Source organism: Leclercia sp. Colony189, assembly GCF_009740165.1.
In the GTDB taxonomy this organism is placed as follows: Bacteria; Pseudomonadota; Gammaproteobacteria; order Enterobacterales; family Enterobacteriaceae; genus Enterobacter.
The window spans coordinates 555,537-571,864 of the sequence record NZ_CP046557.1; the positions used below are offsets into that span (position 1 = coordinate 555,537).

A 16,328-nucleotide genomic window follows, 5' to 3' on the forward strand; every position below is an offset into this window, starting at 1 on the left:
GCTTTCTTCCCAAATTCAACAACCTGTGATCGTCGTCATTCGCCGCGCTTGACGACAAATTGAGCGCATGTTAACAGAATGTTTTGCCTTTTTCGGCCCGTCAAATAAGGAACATTCATGTTACGGTACAGCCTCTTAACCGCCGGGCTTATGCTCGGCTTTTCTGCGTTTGCGGCCCCCGCAGGCGATCTCCCCCTGATGCCCTGGCCTGCAAAGGTCGAACGCCCCGCCACCCAGGGCGCGCTGGTCATTAACAATAACTTCCAGGTGAGTGTCTCCGGGGACGATCTCGGTGACGCGGTGGCACGTCTGCGCCAGCGGGTGGCGCTGCAAACCGGCTGGACGCTTCAGCCGCAGGCAGAAAAACCAGAGAAGCCTACGGTGACCATCGCCATCGCCCGCAAGGTGGCGCCACTGCCGAAACCGGACAGCGACGAAAGCTACAAACTCACCGTCGACGCCAGCGGCGTGAACATTACCGCCAACACCCGCTTCGGCGCGCTGCGTGCCATGGAGACCCTGCTTCAGCTGGTGCAGAACGGCCCGGAAAACACCTCTGTACCGTGGGTCATCATTGAAGATGCCCCGCGTTTCCCGTGGCGCGGCCTGCTGCTCGATTCGGCCCGCCACTTTATTCCGCTGGAGGATATCAAACGCCAGATCGACGGCATGGCAGCGGCAAAACTCAACGTGCTGCACTGGCACTTAACCGACGATCAGGGCTGGCGGTTTGCCTCGAAGCGCTACCCGAAACTGACCGAACTCGCCAGTGACGGACTCTTCTACACCCAGGATCAGATGCGCGATGTGGTGCGCTACGCCGCCGCGCGTGGTGTTCGCGTGGTGCCGGAGATTGACATGCCCGGCCACGCGTCGGCCATTGCGGTGGCCTATCCGGAGCTGATGAGCGCCCCGGGGCCCTATGAGATGGAGCGCCAGTGGGGTGTGCTCAAGCCGGTGATGGATCCGACCAAAGAGGCCACTTACGCCTTCGCCGGCGCGATGATCGCTGAACTGGCGGCGATCTTCCCGGATCCCTATCTGCATATCGGCGGCGATGAGGTAGATGACACCCAGTGGAAAAACAACCCCGCCATCCAGCAGTTTATGCGCGACAACAAGCTGGCGGACAGCCACGCATTGCAGGCCTATTTCAACCGCAAGCTGGAGACGATCCTCGAGAAAAACCAGCGCCAGATGGTGGGCTGGGATGAGATCTTCCACCCGGATCTGCCCAAAAGCATTCTGATCCAGTCCTGGCAGGGGCAGGACGCACTGGGGGAGGTGGCGAAGCAGGGCTACAGGGGAATTCTCTCCACCGGCTTCTATATCGATCAGCCCCAGTACACCGCCTATCACTACCGCAATGAGATCGTGCCCCAGGGGCTGAACAATGTGGATGTCATTACCGACAGCGACAGCGCCCAGAGCTGGTCCTTCACCCTGCCGCGCCTGAAGGGCAAGCCGCTGGAGGGCAGCTTTACCCTGATAAAAGGCGAGGCGGGCTGGCGCGGGTTTATCGATTTCAGCGGAAAATCCCGGCGTGCGGTGCAGGATATCGTCTGGCGCAGCGACAATCAGGTAACCTTCACCGTCGATACCTGGATGGGGGAGACCCGCCCGGTGGTGAACGTCTCTGACGACAAGATTGACGGCTATTTCCTGCTGGGCAACAGCCGTTATCCGGTGACAGGCCAGCGGCTGGATGCGGTGCCGGAGGGGATCGCCCCAGCGGTGCCGGATGCCAGCCAGCAGGCGAATCTGCTGGGCGGCGAGGCGGCGTTGTGGGCAGAAAACGTGGCGGCGCCGGTGCTGGATATCAAGCTGTGGCCGCGGGCGTTTGCGGTGGCGGAGCGCCTGTGGTCGGCGCAGGAGGTGAACGATGTGGAGAACATGTATACCCGCCTGCAGGCGATGGATAGCTGGTCGACGGTGTCGGTAGGGTTGCAGCAGCATGCCCGCCAGCAGGTGCAGTTCACGCGTCTTGGGAACACCACCGACACCCTGCCGCTGACGATCCTCGCCCAGGCGCTGGAGCCTGCGCACTATTACACCCGTAACCATCTTAAGTTCCAGGCCGGGAACTACGATCTGTTTGAGCCGTTAAACCGCCTGGCCGACGCGCTGGCGCCGGAGAGCAGCCAGGTGCGGCAGATGAACCGCTGGGTTGAGCGGCTGGTGAGCGATGCTGAGGATAGCGAAAGCGCGGAGTCGTTGCGCCATCTCTTTACCCGCTGGCAGACCAACACTCCGGATGCGCTGGCGCTGGCCGAGAACAGCTATCAGCTGAAGGCGCTGAAGCCGGTGATCCAGACGGTGGACAAGCTGGCGGCGATTGGGCTGCGCTTAACGGATCTGGTGGCGCGCCAGGGGACGCTGGATGATACGGAGATTGCGTCGATTCAGGGCGAGCTGGATAAGGCGGCGCAGATAGAGGATGAAGTGGTGATTGCGGCGGTCTATCCGCTGGAGAAACTGCTGCGCGCGACGCGCAATCAGTAGTCGGTGAAAATGCCCGGTGGCGCTACGCTTACCGGGCCTACAGAACCCGCACCATTCTGCGGTCACGCAGGCCGGGTAAGGCGAAGCCGCCACCCGGCAAACAGATCGCACAGACCTGTTCACCGGGCATCAGGAGAGCCTATTACTTCAGGGTCCACGCCATCTGCCAGTGGGAACCTACACCCGGTTCGAACTGGTTAGCCGTCGGAGCGTACTGCACGCAGTAGCCGCTGTAAGGCGCTTTCTTACACTGGTACGTTTTGCCATCTTTCGGCTGCAGTACCACGGTGCCCGCTTTGTAGGAGGCGATGTTCTGCGGGAAGGTGTAGTCATATTTACCCGTCGTACCGGATGACTCCTCGTTCTCCAGCATCATGTCGATCACATCCTGCGCGAACAGTACGCCATCTTTGTTGGTGGCGAAGTATTTCAGCATGTGGTGGCCAGGCGTCACGTCAGTCAGGTTCATGGTCACGTCCTGGTTGGCGTTATTCATATCCTGCTTCAGGTAACCTTTTTCCGCACCTGCGTGGTTCATCGCACGCGCTTCCAGGCTCACATCGCCCTGGGTATTCACGTGGAAGGTCACGGTTGCTGCGCCGTTCTTGATTTTGGAGAACCGCACGTTGGTGACGGCGATGTCTTCACTCACCTGAGCCTGCTGCTCTTCATAGGAGATCGCGACAGATTTCAGGGTGCTGCCATCTTTCGCATAGACGTTGTTCGCGCCGTGAACCGGGTTCACCACGCCGCTCTCATCTTTAACACCGACGCGAACATCGCTGTGCGCGGCGTTGATTGCCTGCGCCAGGTCATAAGACCACTGGCTTGCCTGACCCTGGGAAGCAGAAGAGATGGTCAGCTGGGTGCGCATGGAGACCACTTCGCCATTGGCATCGAAGAAGCGGGCAATCACTTTATCGCCTGCATTGACGTTATTACCGGCGATCTGGCCGCTCAGGGTTTTCGTCCACTCGGAGACCTGAGCCGGGGTTTCGTCAGGGGTCACATTGCCGCCGTTACCGAAATCAACGTCGATAGCCTGGTAGAAGCTGTTAGTGGTATCGGCAATTTCCCATACCGCGTAAATAACCTGGTAGCCGGTACGCTGTGGCACATTACAGGTCATTTCCTGACGCTGAGCCGGAGCCTGGCCATTACCATTTACGGTACAGAATGGGGTGGATTCAAATTGATCGCGGGTCAGCGGTTTATTTGGATTCCAGTCTTGTTTGGTAATATACCAACGCCAGTTGGTGGTTTTATGCGGAGCAGTATGATACCAGGTGAAGGTATTTTTGCCGGCGGTAATTGGGGTCTTAGTCCAGGCATTCAGGCTCTGGCGATCGAGCTGAGAATATTGAGCAATACCGGCGCTGGCCAGCTGTCCATCCGGTGGCAGAGCGCCAGTCGGGAAGCCGGAGGTGCGTTCAACACTCTGTGGTTCCCATTGTACGGAACCACAATCAATATTTTTACCAAGCTTACACATATAAGCGCGGCTGGCCGGAGATTCAACATATCCATGCGCTAAAGCCGATGAAGCAACCGTGAGTGTGGCAAGTGCCAACGCAATTTTAGACAGTTTCATTTTTTATTCCATTAAAAGGGATCAATAATTTCGGGGCAGGATTAGTTTCCCCAGGAATAAAAAATTAATCATTTCAATCGGCGATGAAAAATAATGGTGAAAATACTTGAAGTCTATTTCCGGCTGTGTATTAAGAAAATAAAAAAGGCAGCCCAGGCTGCCTTTTGCATATCAAAATCAACTATTAGCGGCGCACGGCAATCGCTTCGATTTCGATTTTCACATCTTTTGGCAGACGTGCCACTTCCACGCATGAGCGCGCCGGGAAGCTGGCGTTATGCTCGGTGAAGAAAGCTTCGTAGGTGGCGTTGACGGTGGCGAAGTCGTTGAGATCTTTTACGAATACCGTTGTCTTAACGATATCGCCCACTTTCAGGCCAGCGGATTCAACGATCGCTTTGACGTTTTCCAGCGACTGGCGCGCCTGAGCGGAGACATCTTCTGGCACATCACCGGTTTTTGGGTTCACCGGGATCTGGCCGGAGGTGATGATCATGCTGCCAAGATCAACGCCCTGAACGTAAGGGCCAATAGCTGCAGGTGCATTTTCCGTCGCGAGTTCTTTGGTCATGATTTCTCCTGAATAAATACAAATAGTCCCGGCCATTATAGAAAGCCAGACATGCATTGCCACCTCAATTAGTTGGCCAGCACCACATTATGCGAAAACTCTTTTTCACAATATTTGCATTTAAGTGCGATATCATCCGCGCGTTTTTTCACTGCAAAACTGGAGTTTACCGGCTCAGCATGGCTGATGCAGTTGCTGTTCGGGCAGACCAGCACGCTTTCAATGCGCTCCGGCAGGCTGGGGCGGGATTTGCCCACCACTTCGTAGTCGTCAATGCGGTTAACGGTCGCTTCCGGGGCATAGAGGGAGAGCTGGTTAACCTGCTCGTCGGTCAGGAAGGTGTTCTCGATTTTAATCAGATCTTTGCGGCCCATCTCGCCGGAGGGCAGGTTCAGGCCGATGGTGATGCGCTGGTCGGTTTCGGTCAGTTTGAACAGGGTCAGCAGCTTAAAGCCCACCTGCGCAGGGATGTGGTCAATTACGGTGCCGCGCTTGATGGCTTCGACCTGGAGTTTGTTATCGTGTGTCATTGTCATTTCCCCTTACAGAGCTAAATCGCGATTCAGAACCAGTGCCAGTAACGCCTGACGGGCGAAGATGCCGTTTCCGGCCTGCTGGAAGTACCAGGCGTGCGGCGTCTTATCCACATCGGTGGTGATCTCATCGATGCGCGGCAGCGGGTGCAGCACCTTCATGTTGCTGCGAGCGCCTTCGAGGTCGCTGGCGCGCAGGACGAACTGCGCCTTCACGTTGGCGTACTCCGACGGATCCAGGCGCTCTTTCTGCACGCGGGTCATATAGAGAATATCCACGTCGCCCATCACCTCTTCGATGCTGGCGTGCAGGCTCCACTGAATCTTTTTCTCATCGAGCATATCGAGGATGTACTGCGGCATCGCCAGCGCGTCCGGGGCGATAAAGTAGAAGCGGTTGCCGTTGAACTTCGCCAGCGCCTGGGTCAGGGAGTGGACGGTACGGCCATATTTCAGGTCGCCGACCATGGCGATGTTCAGCTTCTCCAGGCGGCCCTGGGTCTCCTGAATGGTAAACAGATCCAGCAGGGTCTGGGTGGGATGCTGGTTGGCGCCATCACCGGCGTTCAACACCGGAATGCCGCCGGAAAACTCGGTCGCCAGGCGGGCCGCACCCTCCTGAGGATGGCGCATGACGATGGCGTCAACGTAGGTGCTGATGACCGAGATCGTGTCCGCCAGGGTTTCGCCTTTTTTGCCGAGCGAGGTGTTGCTGCTGTCGGAGAAGCCCACCACGCTAGCGCCCAGGCGGTGGATAGAGGTCTCAAACGACAGGCGGGTACGGGTGGAGGCTTCGAAGAAGCAGCTGGCGATCACCTTGTGCTTCAGCAGCTCCGGTTGTGGATTGGCTTTCAGTTTTGCCGCGGTTGCCAGAACCAGCTCCAGCTCTTCACGGCTGAGGTCGTTGATGGAAATGATGTGTTTTTGATAAAGCGGATTCATTTTTATCTCCTGACGCCGGGCAAAAAAAAGCCCCTCAAATGAGGGGCTTCTGGAATAGGGATCGCAACGGGAAGAAAAACAGCAGGCCAGCGTCTGCTTTAAGACGCGCTGTGGCACTCTGTCGAACATGTTTGAGCATGCTTCCTCCTGGCAAATTGTGGGGCATTATACGCAGCCTGACCCGCGGATCAAGCGAATAATGCACACTTTACGCAGCGAAAACGGTTGGGCGTGCATGGTTATGCGCAAGTGCAAATCCCGGGCAAAAAGTGGTGGTATGGCAGCTAAAATTCTCGTATAAAAGTTTAAAATGAAACGTTGTTTTATATTGAGGATTACATCATGATCGTTGGCAACATCCATAACCTCCAGACCTGGCTGCCGCACGAGCTGCGCCAGGCAATCGAACACGTTAAAACCCATGTGTCCGATGCCACCCCGACCGGTAAACACGACATCGACGGTAACAACCTGTTCTATCTGGTTTCCGAAGATATGACCCAGCCCTTCGCCGAGCGTCGCGCCGAGTACCACGCCCGTTATCTGGACATCCAGATCGTCCTGAAAGGCCAGGAAGGGATGACCTTCAGCACCCTGCCAAACGGCACGCCTGAGACCGACTGGCTGGCGGATAAAGATATCGCTTTCCTGCCGGAAGGCGAGCAGGAGAAAACCGTGGTGCTGAGCGAAGGCGATTTCGTGGTCTTCTATCCCGGCGAAGTCCACAAGCCGCTGTGCGCAGTGGCCAACCCGGCGCAGGTGCGCAAAGTGGTTGTGAAGATGCTGGTGGCCTGACGCCTTTCCCCTCTCCCGTCGGGAGAGGGAGTTTCATCCTTTCATTCCGTTCTGTGATCAAGCTTAAAAAACAGACACACCCTCGTGTTACCTGATTGTCCTTCGCTTTCTTCGCGTTCTAGTATAAAAGTTAAATAAACGAACGCTATTCTATAATGTAGAACAAAATGAGTCAGCAAGGAGTTTTCATGCAGCAGACCGTGCAGTTCTCAGGCATTATTCCCCCTGTCTCCACTATCTTCACCGCCGACGGCAGGCTGGATGAGCAGGGCAGCGCCGCGCTTATCGACCATATGATCGATGCCGGGGTCGATGGCCTGTTCTTTTTAGGCAGCGGCGGGGAGTTTTCCCAGCTCAACACCGCAGAGCGCAAAGCAATCGCCGAATTCGCCATCGCCCACGTGAACGGTCGTGTGCCGGTGCTGATCGGTACCGGGGGCACCAACGTCCGGGAAACCATCGAGCTGAGCCAGCATGCCCAGCAGGCCGGGGCCGACGGCATCGTGGTGATCAATCCCTATTACTGGAAAGTGTCGGAAGCGAACCTGATCCGCTACTTTGAGCAGGTGGCCGACAGCGTTACGCTGCCGGTGATCCTCTATAACTTCCCGGCCCTGACCGGGCAGGATCTGACCCCGCAGTTGGTCAAAACCCTGGTGGACTCCCGGGCCAATATCGTGGGCATTAAAGACACCATCGACTCGGTGGCCCATCTGCGCAGCATGGTCCTCACCGTCAAAGCGGCGCACCCGCAGTTTGTGGTGCTGTGCGGTTACGACGATCACCTCTTCAACACCCTGCTGCTGGGGGGCGACGGGGCGATCTCCGCCAGCGGTAACTTTGCCCCGCAGGTGTCAGTCAACCTGTTGCAGGCCTTCCGCGACGGCGACCTGGCCCGGGCGGCGCAGTATCATCAGACCCTGCTGCAAATCCCGCAGATGTATCAGCTGGATACGCCGTTTGTGAACGTGATCAAAGAGGCGATCTCCCTGTGCGTGCGCCCGGTCTCCACCCACGTGCTGCCGCCTGCCGGGCCGCTGGATGAGGCGCGCAAGGCGCAACTGAAAACGCTGCTGCAACAGCTCAAGCTCTGCTGAACCGGAAGGTCACGATGTCGATAGAAACCATTTTTACCCCGCAGGATGACGCCTTCTATTCGGTGATCACCCATGCGGCGGGGCCGCAGGGGGCGCTGCCCCTGACCCCGCAGATGCTGATGGAATCCCCCAGCGGCAATCTGTTTGGCATGACGCAGAACGCCGGGATGGGCTGGGACGCCAATAAACTCACCGGCAAAGAGGTGCTGATTATCGGCACTCAGGGGGGGATCCGCGCCGGGGATGGCCGCCCGGTGGCGCTGGGTTACCACACCGGTCACTGGGAGATTGGCCTGCAGATGCAGGCGGCGGCGAAAGAGATCACCCGCAACGGCGGGATACCCTTTGCCGCCTTTGTCAGCGATCCCTGCGATGGCCGCTCCCAGGGCACGCACGGGATGTTTGACTCCCTGCCGTACCGCAACGATGCCGCCATCGTCTTTCGTCGTCTGATCCGCTCCCTGCCCACGCGCCGGGCGGTGATTGGCGTCGCCACCTGCGACAAAGGGCTGCCTGCCACCATGATCGCCCTGGCCGCGATGCATACTCTGCCGACGATTCTGGTGCCGGGCGGGGCCACGCTGCCGCCAACCTTCGGCGAGGATGCCGGCAAGGTGCAGACCATCGGGGCGCGTTACGCCAACCATGAACTCTCGTTGCAGGAGGCTGCCGAGCTGGGTTGCCGCGCCTGCGCCACACCGGGCGGCGGCTGTCAGTTTCTCGGCACCGCAGGCACCTCGCAGGTGGTGGCCGAAGCCTTAGGTCTTGCGCTGCCCCATTCGGCGCTGGCCCCGTCAGGGCAGGACGTGTGGCTGGAGATCTCCCGCCAGTCCGCGCGGGCGGTGATCGAACTGGATAATCGCGGCATCACCACCCGCGATATCCTCACCGATAAAGCGATTGAAAACGCGATGGTGATCCATGCCGCGTTCGGCGGCTCCACCAACCTGCTGCTGCACATCCCCGCCATTGCCCACGCGGCGGGCTGCATTATTCCTGACGTGGAGCACTGGACGCGCATCAACCGCAAGGTGCCGCGGCTGGTGAGCGTATTGCCGAACGGGCCGGATTACCACCCGACGGTGCGGGCCTTCCTCGCGGGCGGCGTGCCGGAAGTGATGCTCCATCTGCGCGATCTCGGTCTGCTGCATCTGGATGCCATGACCGTCACCGGCCAGACCGTCGGGGAAAACCTCGACTGGTGGCAGGGCTCTGAGCGGCGGGAACGCTTCCGCCAGTGCCTGCGCGAGCAGGACGGCGTCGATCCGGATGATGTGATCCTGCCGCCGGCGCGTGCGAAAGCCCGCGGACTGACCTCCACGGTGGCCTTCCCGGTGGGCAACATCGCGCCGGAGGGATCGGTGATCAAGGCCACGGCCATCGACCCGTCGGTGGTGGGTGAGGATGGCGTTTACCGTCATACCGGCCGGGCGCGGGTGTTCGTCTCGGAAGCCCGGGCGATCAAGGCAATCAAAAACGGCGAGATCGCCCAGGGCGACATCATGGTGGTGATCGGCGGCGGGCCGTCCGGCACCGGCATGGAGGAGACCTACCAGCTCACCTCGGCGCTAAAGCATGTTTCATGGGGTAAAACGGTCTCGCTGATCACCGATGCTCGCTTCTCGGGCGTCTCCACCGGGGCCTGTTTTGGCCATGTGGCCCCCGAGGCGCTGGCCGGTGGGCCGATTGGTAAGCTGCGGGATAACGACATCATCGAGATTGTGGTGGACCGCCTTACCCTGACCGGCAGCGTGAACTTTATCGGCACGCCACTGACGCCGCTCACCCCGGAAGAGGGCGCCATTGAACTGGCACGTCGCCAGCCGCATCCTGAACTGCATGCCCATGAATTTTTACCGGACGATACGCGTCTGTGGGCGGCATTACAGTCGGTGAGCGGCGGCACCTGGAAAGGGTGTATTTACGACACGGACAAAATTATCGAGGTTATTAACGCCGGTAAAAAAGCGCTCGGTCTTTAATTATATTTATTGCTCTTGTCGTCTACGGAAAATATTCCGTGGACGGCTTTTTCATGCCTGTAATTTATTTATTTTTAAGCTTTTAAAACAGCAATTTGATATATATCGAGCAGTGTCACAAAAGCAAAATAACGTAATTCAGAAATAAGATATGGCCATTGCTGATAAATTAATCAGCTTATTACACTCTATTAACACGTTATTGTGAATTCAGCACACTAAATAAGGGTGTATTTCTGATGATGCCATTAACCATGAAAGATAAAATTGGCTACGGGCTGGGTGACACCGCCTGCGGCTTTGTCTGGCAGGCGACCATGTTTCTGCTGGCCTATTTCTACACCGATGTGTTTGGTTTATCCGCCGGGATTATGGGCACGCTGTTTTTAGTCTCCCGCGTCCTGGATGCGGTAACCGACCCGCTGATGGGGCTGCTGGTGGACCGTACCCGCACCCGTTACGGCCAGTTCCGCCCGTTCCTGCTGTGGGGCGCCATCCCGTTTGGCCTCGTCTGCATGCTCACCTTCTACACGCCGGACTTCTCCGCCAACGGCAAAGTGATTTACGCCTGCGTCACCTACATCCTGTTGACCCTGGTCTATACCTTCGTGAACGTGCCCTATTGCGCCATGCCGGGGGTGATCACCGCCGATCCGAAGGAGCGTCATGCCATGCAGTCCTGGCGTTTCTTCCTCGCTGCGGCGGGATCGCTGGCGATCAGCGGCATTGCCCTGCCGCTGGTCGGGATCATCGGGAAAGGCAACGAGCAGCTGGGTTACTTCGGCGCGATGTGCGTGCTGGGGCTTTGCGGCGTGGTGCTGCTGTTCGTCTGCTTCTTCACCACCAAAGAGCGCTACACCTTTGAGGTGCAGCCGGGATCGTCGGTGGCGAAAGATCTGAAGCTGCTGCTGGGCAACAGCCAGTGGCGAATCATGTGCGCATTCAAAATGATGGCCACCTGTTCCAACGTGGTGCGCGGCGGGGCGACGCTCTACTTTGTGAAATATGTGATGGATCATCCGGAGCTGGCGACCCAGTTCCTGCTCTACGGCAGCATCGCCACCATGTTTGGCTCGCTCTGTTCTTCCCGTCTGCTGGGCCGTTTCGACCGGGTGAAGGCCTTCAAGTGGATCATCGTCGCTTACTCCCTGATCAGCCTGCTGATCTTCTTCACCCCGGCCGAGCATATCGCCCTGATCTTTGCCCTCAACATCGTGTTCCTGTTTGTCTTTAACACCACCACGCCGCTGCAATGGCTGATGGCTTCCGACGTGGTGGATTACGAGGAGAGCCGCAGCGGCCGTCGTCTGGACGGGCTGGTGTTCTCCACCTACCTGTTCAGCCTGAAGATCGGCCTGGCGATTGGCGGCGCGGTGGTGGGCTGGATCCTGGCGTACGTGAACTACTCCGCCAGCAGCAGCGTACAGCCGGTAGAGGTGCTCACCACCATCAAAATTCTGTTCTGCGTGGTGCCGGTGGCGCTCTACGTGGGCATGTTCACCATGCTGTCGTTTTACAAACTCACCGATGCGCGGGTGGAAGCCATCAGCCAGCAGTTACTCAAACATCGCGCAGCGCAGGGCGAAGCCATCCCCGCCGCGGCAACGGCAGCATCTCATTAAGCAGGAGGCACTATGTACACCATTACCAACCCGATTCTGACCGGCTTTAACCCCGACCCGTCGATGTGTCGCCAGGGCGAGGATTACTACATCGCCACCTCCACCTTCGAGTGGTTCCCGGGCGTGCGCATCTATCACTCCCGGGATCTGAAGAAGTGGCGGCTGGTAAGCACCCCGCTGGATCGCGTGTCGATGCTGGACATGAAGGGCAACCCGGACTCCGGCGGCATCTGGGCGCCGTGCCTGAGCTACGCCGACGGGCAGTTCTGGCTGCTCTATACCGATGTGAAGATTGTCGACTCCCCGTGGAAAAACGGGCGCAACTTACTGGTCACCGCCTCCTCCATCGAGGGGCCGTGGAGCGAGCCGATCCCGATGGGCAACGGCGGGTTCGATCCCTCCCTGTTCCATGATGACGATGGCCGCAAATACTACATCTACCGCCCGTGGGGGCCGCGCCACCACAGCAACCCGCATAACACCATCGTGATGCAGGAGTATGATCCGCAGACCTGCACGCTGTCGCCGGAGCGCAAAACCCTCTTCACCGGCACGCCGCTCTGCTACACCGAAGGGGCGCATATCTACCGTAAGGATGGCTGGTACTATCTGGTGGTCGCCGAAGGCGGCACCAGCTATGAGCACGCGGTGGTAGTGCTGCGCTCAAAAACCATCGACGGGCCCTACGAGCTACACCCGGAAGTGACGATGATGACCAGCTGGCACCTGCCGGAGAACCCGCTGCAAAAAAGCGGCCACGGCTCACTGCTCCAGACCCACACGGGAGAGTGGTACATGGCCTATCTCACCAGCCGCCCGCAGCGGCTGCCGGGTATTCCGCTGCTGGGCTCCGGCGGGCGGGGATACTGCTCCCTGGGGCGTGAGACGGGGATCGCGCGCATTGAATGGCGCGACGGCTGGCCGTACGTGGAAGGCGGTAAGCATGCCCGGTTGACGGTGCCCGGCCCGCAGATGACCGAGAGCCCCGCCGTGGCGCAGACCAACTGGCGTGACGACTTCGACGGCGAGCGCCTCGACCCGGAGCTGCAGACCCTGCGCATTCCGTTCGACGACTCCCTTGGTTCCCTGCGGGCCCGTAAAGGCTTTTTACGGCTGTACGGTAACGACTCGCTGAACTCAACCTTCACCCAGTCCACCGTGGCGCGCCGCTGGCAGCACTTCACCTTCCGGGCGGAAACGCGGATGGAGTTTGCCCCGCGTCACTTCCAGCAGAGTGCGGGGTTAACCTGCTACTACAACAGCAAAAACTGGAGCTACTGCTTTGTCGACTACGAGGAGGGGCAGGGCAGAACCCTCAAGGTGATCCAGCTCGACCACAACGTACCGTCGTGGCCGCTGCACGAGCAGCCCATCCCGGTGCCGGAGAGCGCGCAGAGCATATGGCTGCGGGTGGATGTCGATCGTCTGGTCTACCGCTACAGCTACTCCTTTGACGGCGAGACGTGGTGCACCGTGCCGGTCACGTACGAGGCGTGGAAGCTGTCGGATGACTATATCGGCGGGCGGGGCTTCTTTACCGGCGCGTTTGTGGGGCTGCACTGCGAGGATATCAGCGGTGACGGCTGTCACGCCGACTTCGACTACTTCACTTACGAGCCGGTATAACGGCTCAGGCCGGGTAGCCCAGCGCGCGTGAGAGCTGGCGCCCGGCCTCCTGCAACTGTTCGCGGAAGCGGGCCAGCTCCTCGTCGTCCACCCGGGAGGTTAAGGTGGAGAGGCTCAGGGCGGCAATGACCCGGGATTCGTGGTTACGCACCGGGACCGATACGCAGCGCACACCTTGCTCGTTCTCTTCGCTGTCGAGGGCATAACCCTGCTCGCGGGTTTGCGCCAGCGCGGCCAGCAGCGCCTCGCGGGAGGCCAGGGTCGCCGGGGTAAAGGTGGTGTACTGATAACCCTCAAGCAGCGTGTTCAGCTCGGCCTCGCCCAGCCAGGCGATCAGCACTTTGCCGATAGCGGTGGCATGCACCGGCAGGCGACGGCCAATGCGGGAGTAGGCGATGGCCGCCAGTTTGCCTTCAATTTTCTCGATATAGACCCCTTCACGCCCGTCCAGAATGCCCAGATGGGTGGTCTGCCCGGTACGTTCCGACAGCGCGGTCAGGAAATGCTTCGCTTTCTGGCGGATATCCATGGTACTCACTACGAAGTGACCGCGCTCGACCAGCTTCATGCCCGGGCGATATTTACCGTTCTCCGGGTTCTGATCGATATAGCCGTGCAGTTGCAGGGTTTTGAGGAGCGAGTGGAGCGTGCTTTTGCTCAGGCCCATCTGTTTACTGATGTCGGTGATTTTAAGTTCCGTCGCCTGTTCGTTAAAGAGATCGAGGATCTGTAAGGCACGTTCAACAGATTGAATAATAGGCATAAGATCGGGACATCCGCGCTGGAATCAGGGCCAAAACGTACCCTGTTTACGCTGAAAAATCAATCGATGCGGGAGGCAGGTTCTTTACGCCGGGTCATATTCATGCCGCTGTAATTTGACTTAAGTAAACTTTGAGGCTTATTACCCTTGATTGAAAGGATAGGCTGTACCTATTACCACATTTTGATTGTTCTTTTACACTTATTTACCGTATGGCTTTCCGCTTTCTGCACGCTCGTTTAAAAGGTATTTTGATGACCGCTTCTAAAACATGGATCACTTTAGGTACTATTGCCAGTCCGGCCACAGGAACATTATTTTCAAAAGTTCTTACTCAGCATAATCATAAATATATTCTGTGGTATAACAGCGAGCAGCTTTTTAAACCGGGCGATGAAATAAAGGTGATTTATAACCGTTTATTCGTGAACGACGAGCTACGCGATATCAATATCCTGCAAATTGATAAATACAGCCACACCCTGTGGCGCGTGATGCACAACATGTCCAGATGCCCCGGCCATCGCGATCCGGAGAGCAAACAGTGCGATGCCCCGGTAAAATGTATTTTTAAAAAGTGCCCTTACGGTAAGGTGCGGGTAACAGCAAATTAATTTCCTGAACGGATAATTTGAAAAGCAGGAGGGCCAAAACCCTCCCGTTATTTAAACGCAACCGTTATTCACCCAGGGTCGCGACCATCACCGCTTTAATGGTGTGCATCCGGTTCTCTGCCTGGTCAAATACAATACTTGCCGCCGATTCAAATACCTCGTCCGTCACTTCCATCCCGCCGTGCAGATCGAACTCTTTCGCCATCTGCTGACCCAGGGTGGTCTGGTCGTCGTGGAACGCCGGCAGACAGTGCAGGAACTTCACCTCCGGGTTACCCGTCAGCGCCATCATCTGCGCATTCACCTGATAGCCACGCAGCAGGGCGATACGCTCGGCCCACTTCTCTTTGGCTTCGCCCATCGACACCCACACGTCGGTGTAGATAAAGTCCGCGCCCTTCACGCCCGCCGCCACATCTTCGGTGAGGGTGATTTTGCCGCCGTTCTTTTCTGCCAGCGCGCTGCACTCCGCCACCAGGCGCTCTTCCGGCCAGCAGGCTTTGGGTGCCACCAGACGCAGGTCCAGCCCGGTGAGGGCGGCTGCTTCCAGCATCGAGTTACCCATGTTGTTACGCGCATCGCCGGTATAGACCAGCACCATCTCGTTGAACGCCTTGCCCGGCAGATGTTCCTGCATGGTGAGCAGGTCCGCCAGCAGCTGGGTGGGATGGAACTCGTTGGTCAGCCCGTTCCACACCGGCACCCCGGCAAATTCCGCCAGGGTTTCGACCACTTCCTGGCCGTGACCGCGATACTGAATGCCGTCGTACATCCGGCCCAGCACCCGCGCGGTATCTTTAATTGATTCTTTATGCCCAATCTGGCTGCCGCTCGGCCCGAGATAAGTAACGCGAGCGCCCTGGTCAAATGCGGCAACTTCGAAAGAGCATCGTGTGCGGGTTGAGTCTTTTTCGAAGATGAGCGCGATGTTTTTGCCAGTAAGTTTCTGTACTTCTGTCCCTTTTTTCTTATCGGACTTCAGCTTTGCTGACAGGGCAAGCAGAGAGGTGAGCTGTGCAGGGGTAAAATCGAGCAATTTCAGGAAATGTTTTTTATACAGTTCAGACATTTTATCCTCACATGGCAAAGGCCACTTATTGAATTAAAATTCACTTTATCTGTATCAATATGCACATGCAACCCCGTTGCACAAATCTTTCTTACAAAGGTGGAGGCAAACACATCCGTGTGTGAAAATAGAAGTATCTGCCGCACTTTAAAGAGGAACGAGCCATGGCAAACCCAGAACTGCTGGAAGAACAGCGCGAAGAGACGCGACTGATTATTGAAGAACTGCTGGAAGACGGCAGCGATCCGGATGCGCTCTACACCATCGAGCACCATTTCTCTGCGGATGATTTCGAAGCGCTGGAGAAACTGGCGGTGGAAGCGTTCCGTCTGGGTTATGAAGTGACCGAGCCGGAAGAGCTGGAAGTAGAAGAGGGCGACACCGTCATCTGCTGCGACATTCTGAGCGAAGGCGCGCTGAAGGCGGAGCTGATCGACGCCCAGGTAGAACAGCTGATGAACCTGGCCGAGAAGTTTGAAGTAGAATACGACGGCTGGGGCACCTACTTCGAAGATCCGAACGGCGAAGAGGGTGACGAAGACGACGAAGATTTCATCGACGAAGATGACGACGGCGTGCGTCACTAAGTGTTATTTGCGGCAGCTTCGGCTGCCGCTTCAG

At 57.8% G+C, this 16,328-nt stretch carries 16 protein-coding genes; 8 read left to right on the forward strand and 8 right to left on the reverse strand.

The annotated features are described in order from the left end of the window. Positions 1-117: 117 nt before the first annotated feature. Positions 118-2,502, forward strand: a complete 2,385-nt coding sequence (locus tag GNG29_RS02670) for a beta-N-acetylhexosaminidase (RefSeq protein WP_156653796.1) — start codon at positions 118-120, stop codon at positions 2,500-2,502. A 142-nt stretch (positions 2,503-2,644) separates the two neighbouring features. Here GNG29_RS02670 and gbpA read toward each other — a convergent pair whose 3' ends face one another. The 5 genes from gbpA to GNG29_RS02695 form a co-directional block, all read right to left on the reverse strand. Continuing rightward, on the reverse strand, positions 2,645-4,093 hold the full coding sequence (gbpA, locus tag GNG29_RS02675; RefSeq protein ID WP_156653797.1) for an N-acetylglucosamine-binding protein GbpA: 1,449 nt from the start codon (positions 4,091-4,093) through the stop codon (positions 2,645-2,647). A gap of 184 nt (positions 4,094-4,277) precedes the next feature. Next, positions 4,278-4,664, reverse strand: a complete 387-nt coding sequence (gene ridA / locus GNG29_RS02680) for a 2-iminobutanoate/2-iminopropanoate deaminase (protein ID WP_103178039.1) — start codon at positions 4,662-4,664, stop codon at positions 4,278-4,280. A gap of 68 nt (positions 4,665-4,732) precedes the next feature. Further along, positions 4,733-5,194: an aspartate carbamoyltransferase regulatory subunit gene (gene pyrI / locus GNG29_RS02685; RefSeq protein WP_039030593.1), complete on the reverse strand. Its 462-nt coding sequence runs from the start codon at positions 5,192-5,194 to the stop codon at positions 4,733-4,735. A gap of 12 nt (positions 5,195-5,206) precedes the next feature. After that, positions 5,207-6,139: an aspartate carbamoyltransferase gene (gene pyrB, locus GNG29_RS02690; RefSeq protein ID WP_156653798.1), complete on the reverse strand. Its 933-nt coding sequence runs from the start codon at positions 6,137-6,139 to the stop codon at positions 5,207-5,209. Between the two features lie 34 nt (positions 6,140-6,173). After that, a complete protein-coding gene (locus GNG29_RS02695) occupies positions 6,174-6,278 on the reverse strand; it encodes a pyrBI operon leader peptide (RefSeq protein WP_156653799.1) in 105 nt (34 codons plus the stop codon). A 203-nt stretch (positions 6,279-6,481) separates the two neighbouring features. Here GNG29_RS02695 and GNG29_RS02700 point away from each other — a divergent pair, with 203 nt between their 5' ends. The 5 genes from GNG29_RS02700 to GNG29_RS02720 all read left to right on the forward strand — a co-directional run bounded on the left by GNG29_RS02700 (position 6,482) and on the right by GNG29_RS02720 (position 13,261). Next, positions 6,482-6,934: a YhcH/YjgK/YiaL family protein gene (locus tag GNG29_RS02700; RefSeq protein ID WP_156653800.1), complete on the forward strand. Its 453-nt coding sequence runs from the start codon at positions 6,482-6,484 to the stop codon at positions 6,932-6,934. Between the two features lie 188 nt (positions 6,935-7,122). After that, complete coding sequence (locus tag GNG29_RS02705; RefSeq protein WP_156653801.1) at positions 7,123-8,031, forward strand: dihydrodipicolinate synthase family protein; 909 nt, start codon at positions 7,123-7,125, stop codon at positions 8,029-8,031. Positions 8,032-8,045: 14 nt separating this feature from the next. After that, positions 8,046-10,013 carry a YjhG/YagF family D-xylonate dehydratase gene (locus GNG29_RS02710; protein WP_156653802.1) on the forward strand — a complete coding sequence of 656 codons (1,968 nt, stop codon included), beginning with the start codon at positions 8,046-8,048 and terminating at the stop codon, positions 10,011-10,013. Between the two features lie 239 nt (positions 10,014-10,252). Further along, positions 10,253-11,635 carry an MFS transporter gene (locus GNG29_RS02715; RefSeq protein WP_156653803.1) on the forward strand — a complete coding sequence of 461 codons (1,383 nt, stop codon included), beginning with the start codon at positions 10,253-10,255 and terminating at the stop codon, positions 11,633-11,635. Between the two features lie 12 nt (positions 11,636-11,647). Then, positions 11,648-13,261, forward strand: a complete 1,614-nt coding sequence (locus GNG29_RS02720) for a glycoside hydrolase family 43 protein (protein WP_156653804.1) — start codon at positions 11,648-11,650, stop codon at positions 13,259-13,261. 4 nt (positions 13,262-13,265) lie between these two features. Here the strand turns inward: GNG29_RS02720 and GNG29_RS02725 are convergent, their stop codons facing one another. Beyond that, entirely contained in the window at positions 13,266-14,024 is a 759-nt protein-coding gene (locus GNG29_RS02725; RefSeq protein WP_156237651.1) for an IclR family transcriptional regulator, read from the reverse strand. Between the two features lie 254 nt (positions 14,025-14,278). On the opposite strand from GNG29_RS02725, the gene GNG29_RS02730 reads away from it, so the two are divergent. Next, complete coding sequence (locus tag GNG29_RS02730; RefSeq protein WP_114316038.1) at positions 14,279-14,638, forward strand: hypothetical protein; 360 nt, start codon at positions 14,279-14,281, stop codon at positions 14,636-14,638. A gap of 64 nt (positions 14,639-14,702) precedes the next feature. Here GNG29_RS02730 and argF read toward each other — a convergent pair whose 3' ends face one another. Further along, complete coding sequence (gene argF / locus GNG29_RS02735; RefSeq protein ID WP_156653805.1) at positions 14,703-15,707, reverse strand: ornithine carbamoyltransferase; 1,005 nt, start codon at positions 15,705-15,707, stop codon at positions 14,703-14,705. Beyond that, positions 15,677-15,982 (reverse strand): putative translational regulatory protein ArgL, encoded by a 306-nt coding sequence (gene argL, locus GNG29_RS23500; RefSeq protein WP_371413825.1) that lies wholly within the window; start codon positions 15,980-15,982, stop codon positions 15,677-15,679. Before argL ends, argF begins: the two co-directional genes overlap by 31 nt. On the opposite strand from argL, the gene rraB reads away from it, so the two are divergent. After that, positions 15,872-16,294, forward strand: coding sequence for a ribonuclease E inhibitor RraB (gene rraB, locus GNG29_RS02740; protein ID WP_103178050.1), 423 nt, complete (start codon positions 15,872-15,874; stop codon positions 16,292-16,294). The two genes, argL and rraB, sit on opposite strands and share 111 nt — an antisense overlap. Positions 16,295-16,328: the final 34 nt, after the last annotated feature.

Excerpts from the sequence above, each read along its gene's own strand:
- GNG29_RS02720 (WP_156653804.1), top strand. The coding sequence starts at position 11,648 with ATGTACACCATTACCAACCCGATTCTGACCGGCTTTAACCCCGACCCG.
- ridA (WP_103178039.1), bottom strand. The coding sequence starts at position 4,664 with ATGACCAAAGAACTCGCGACGGAAAATGCACCTGCAGCTATTGGCCCT.
- argF (WP_156653805.1), bottom strand. The coding sequence starts at position 15,707 with ATGTCTGAACTGTATAAAAAACATTTCCTGAAATTGCTCGATTTTACC.
- pyrB (WP_156653798.1), bottom strand. The coding sequence starts at position 6,139 with ATGAATCCGCTTTATCAAAAACACATCATTTCCATCAACGACCTCAGC.
- gbpA (WP_156653797.1), bottom strand. The coding sequence starts at position 4,093 with ATGAAACTGTCTAAAATTGCGTTGGCACTTGCCACACTCACGGTTGCT.
- GNG29_RS02705 (WP_156653801.1), top strand. The coding sequence starts at position 7,123 with ATGCAGCAGACCGTGCAGTTCTCAGGCATTATTCCCCCTGTCTCCACT.
- GNG29_RS02670 (WP_156653796.1), top strand. The coding sequence starts at position 118 with ATGTTACGGTACAGCCTCTTAACCGCCGGGCTTATGCTCGGCTTTTCT.
- pyrI (WP_039030593.1), bottom strand. The coding sequence starts at position 5,194 with ATGACACACGATAACAAACTCCAGGTCGAAGCCATCAAGCGCGGCACC.
- GNG29_RS02695 (WP_156653799.1), bottom strand. The coding sequence starts at position 6,278 with ATGCTCAAACATGTTCGACAGAGTGCCACAGCGCGTCTTAAAGCAGAC.
- GNG29_RS02725 (WP_156237651.1), bottom strand. The coding sequence starts at position 14,024 with ATGCCTATTATTCAATCTGTTGAACGTGCCTTACAGATCCTCGATCTC.
- rraB (WP_103178050.1), top strand. The coding sequence starts at position 15,872 with ATGGCAAACCCAGAACTGCTGGAAGAACAGCGCGAAGAGACGCGACTG.
- GNG29_RS02730 (WP_114316038.1), top strand. The coding sequence starts at position 14,279 with ATGACCGCTTCTAAAACATGGATCACTTTAGGTACTATTGCCAGTCCG.
- GNG29_RS02710 (WP_156653802.1), top strand. The coding sequence starts at position 8,046 with ATGTCGATAGAAACCATTTTTACCCCGCAGGATGACGCCTTCTATTCG.
- GNG29_RS02715 (WP_156653803.1), top strand. The coding sequence starts at position 10,253 with ATGATGCCATTAACCATGAAAGATAAAATTGGCTACGGGCTGGGTGAC.
- argL (WP_371413825.1), bottom strand. The coding sequence starts at position 15,982 with ATGGTGCTCGATGGTGTAGAGCGCATCCGGATCGCTGCCGTCTTCCAG.
- GNG29_RS02700 (WP_156653800.1), top strand. The coding sequence starts at position 6,482 with ATGATCGTTGGCAACATCCATAACCTCCAGACCTGGCTGCCGCACGAG.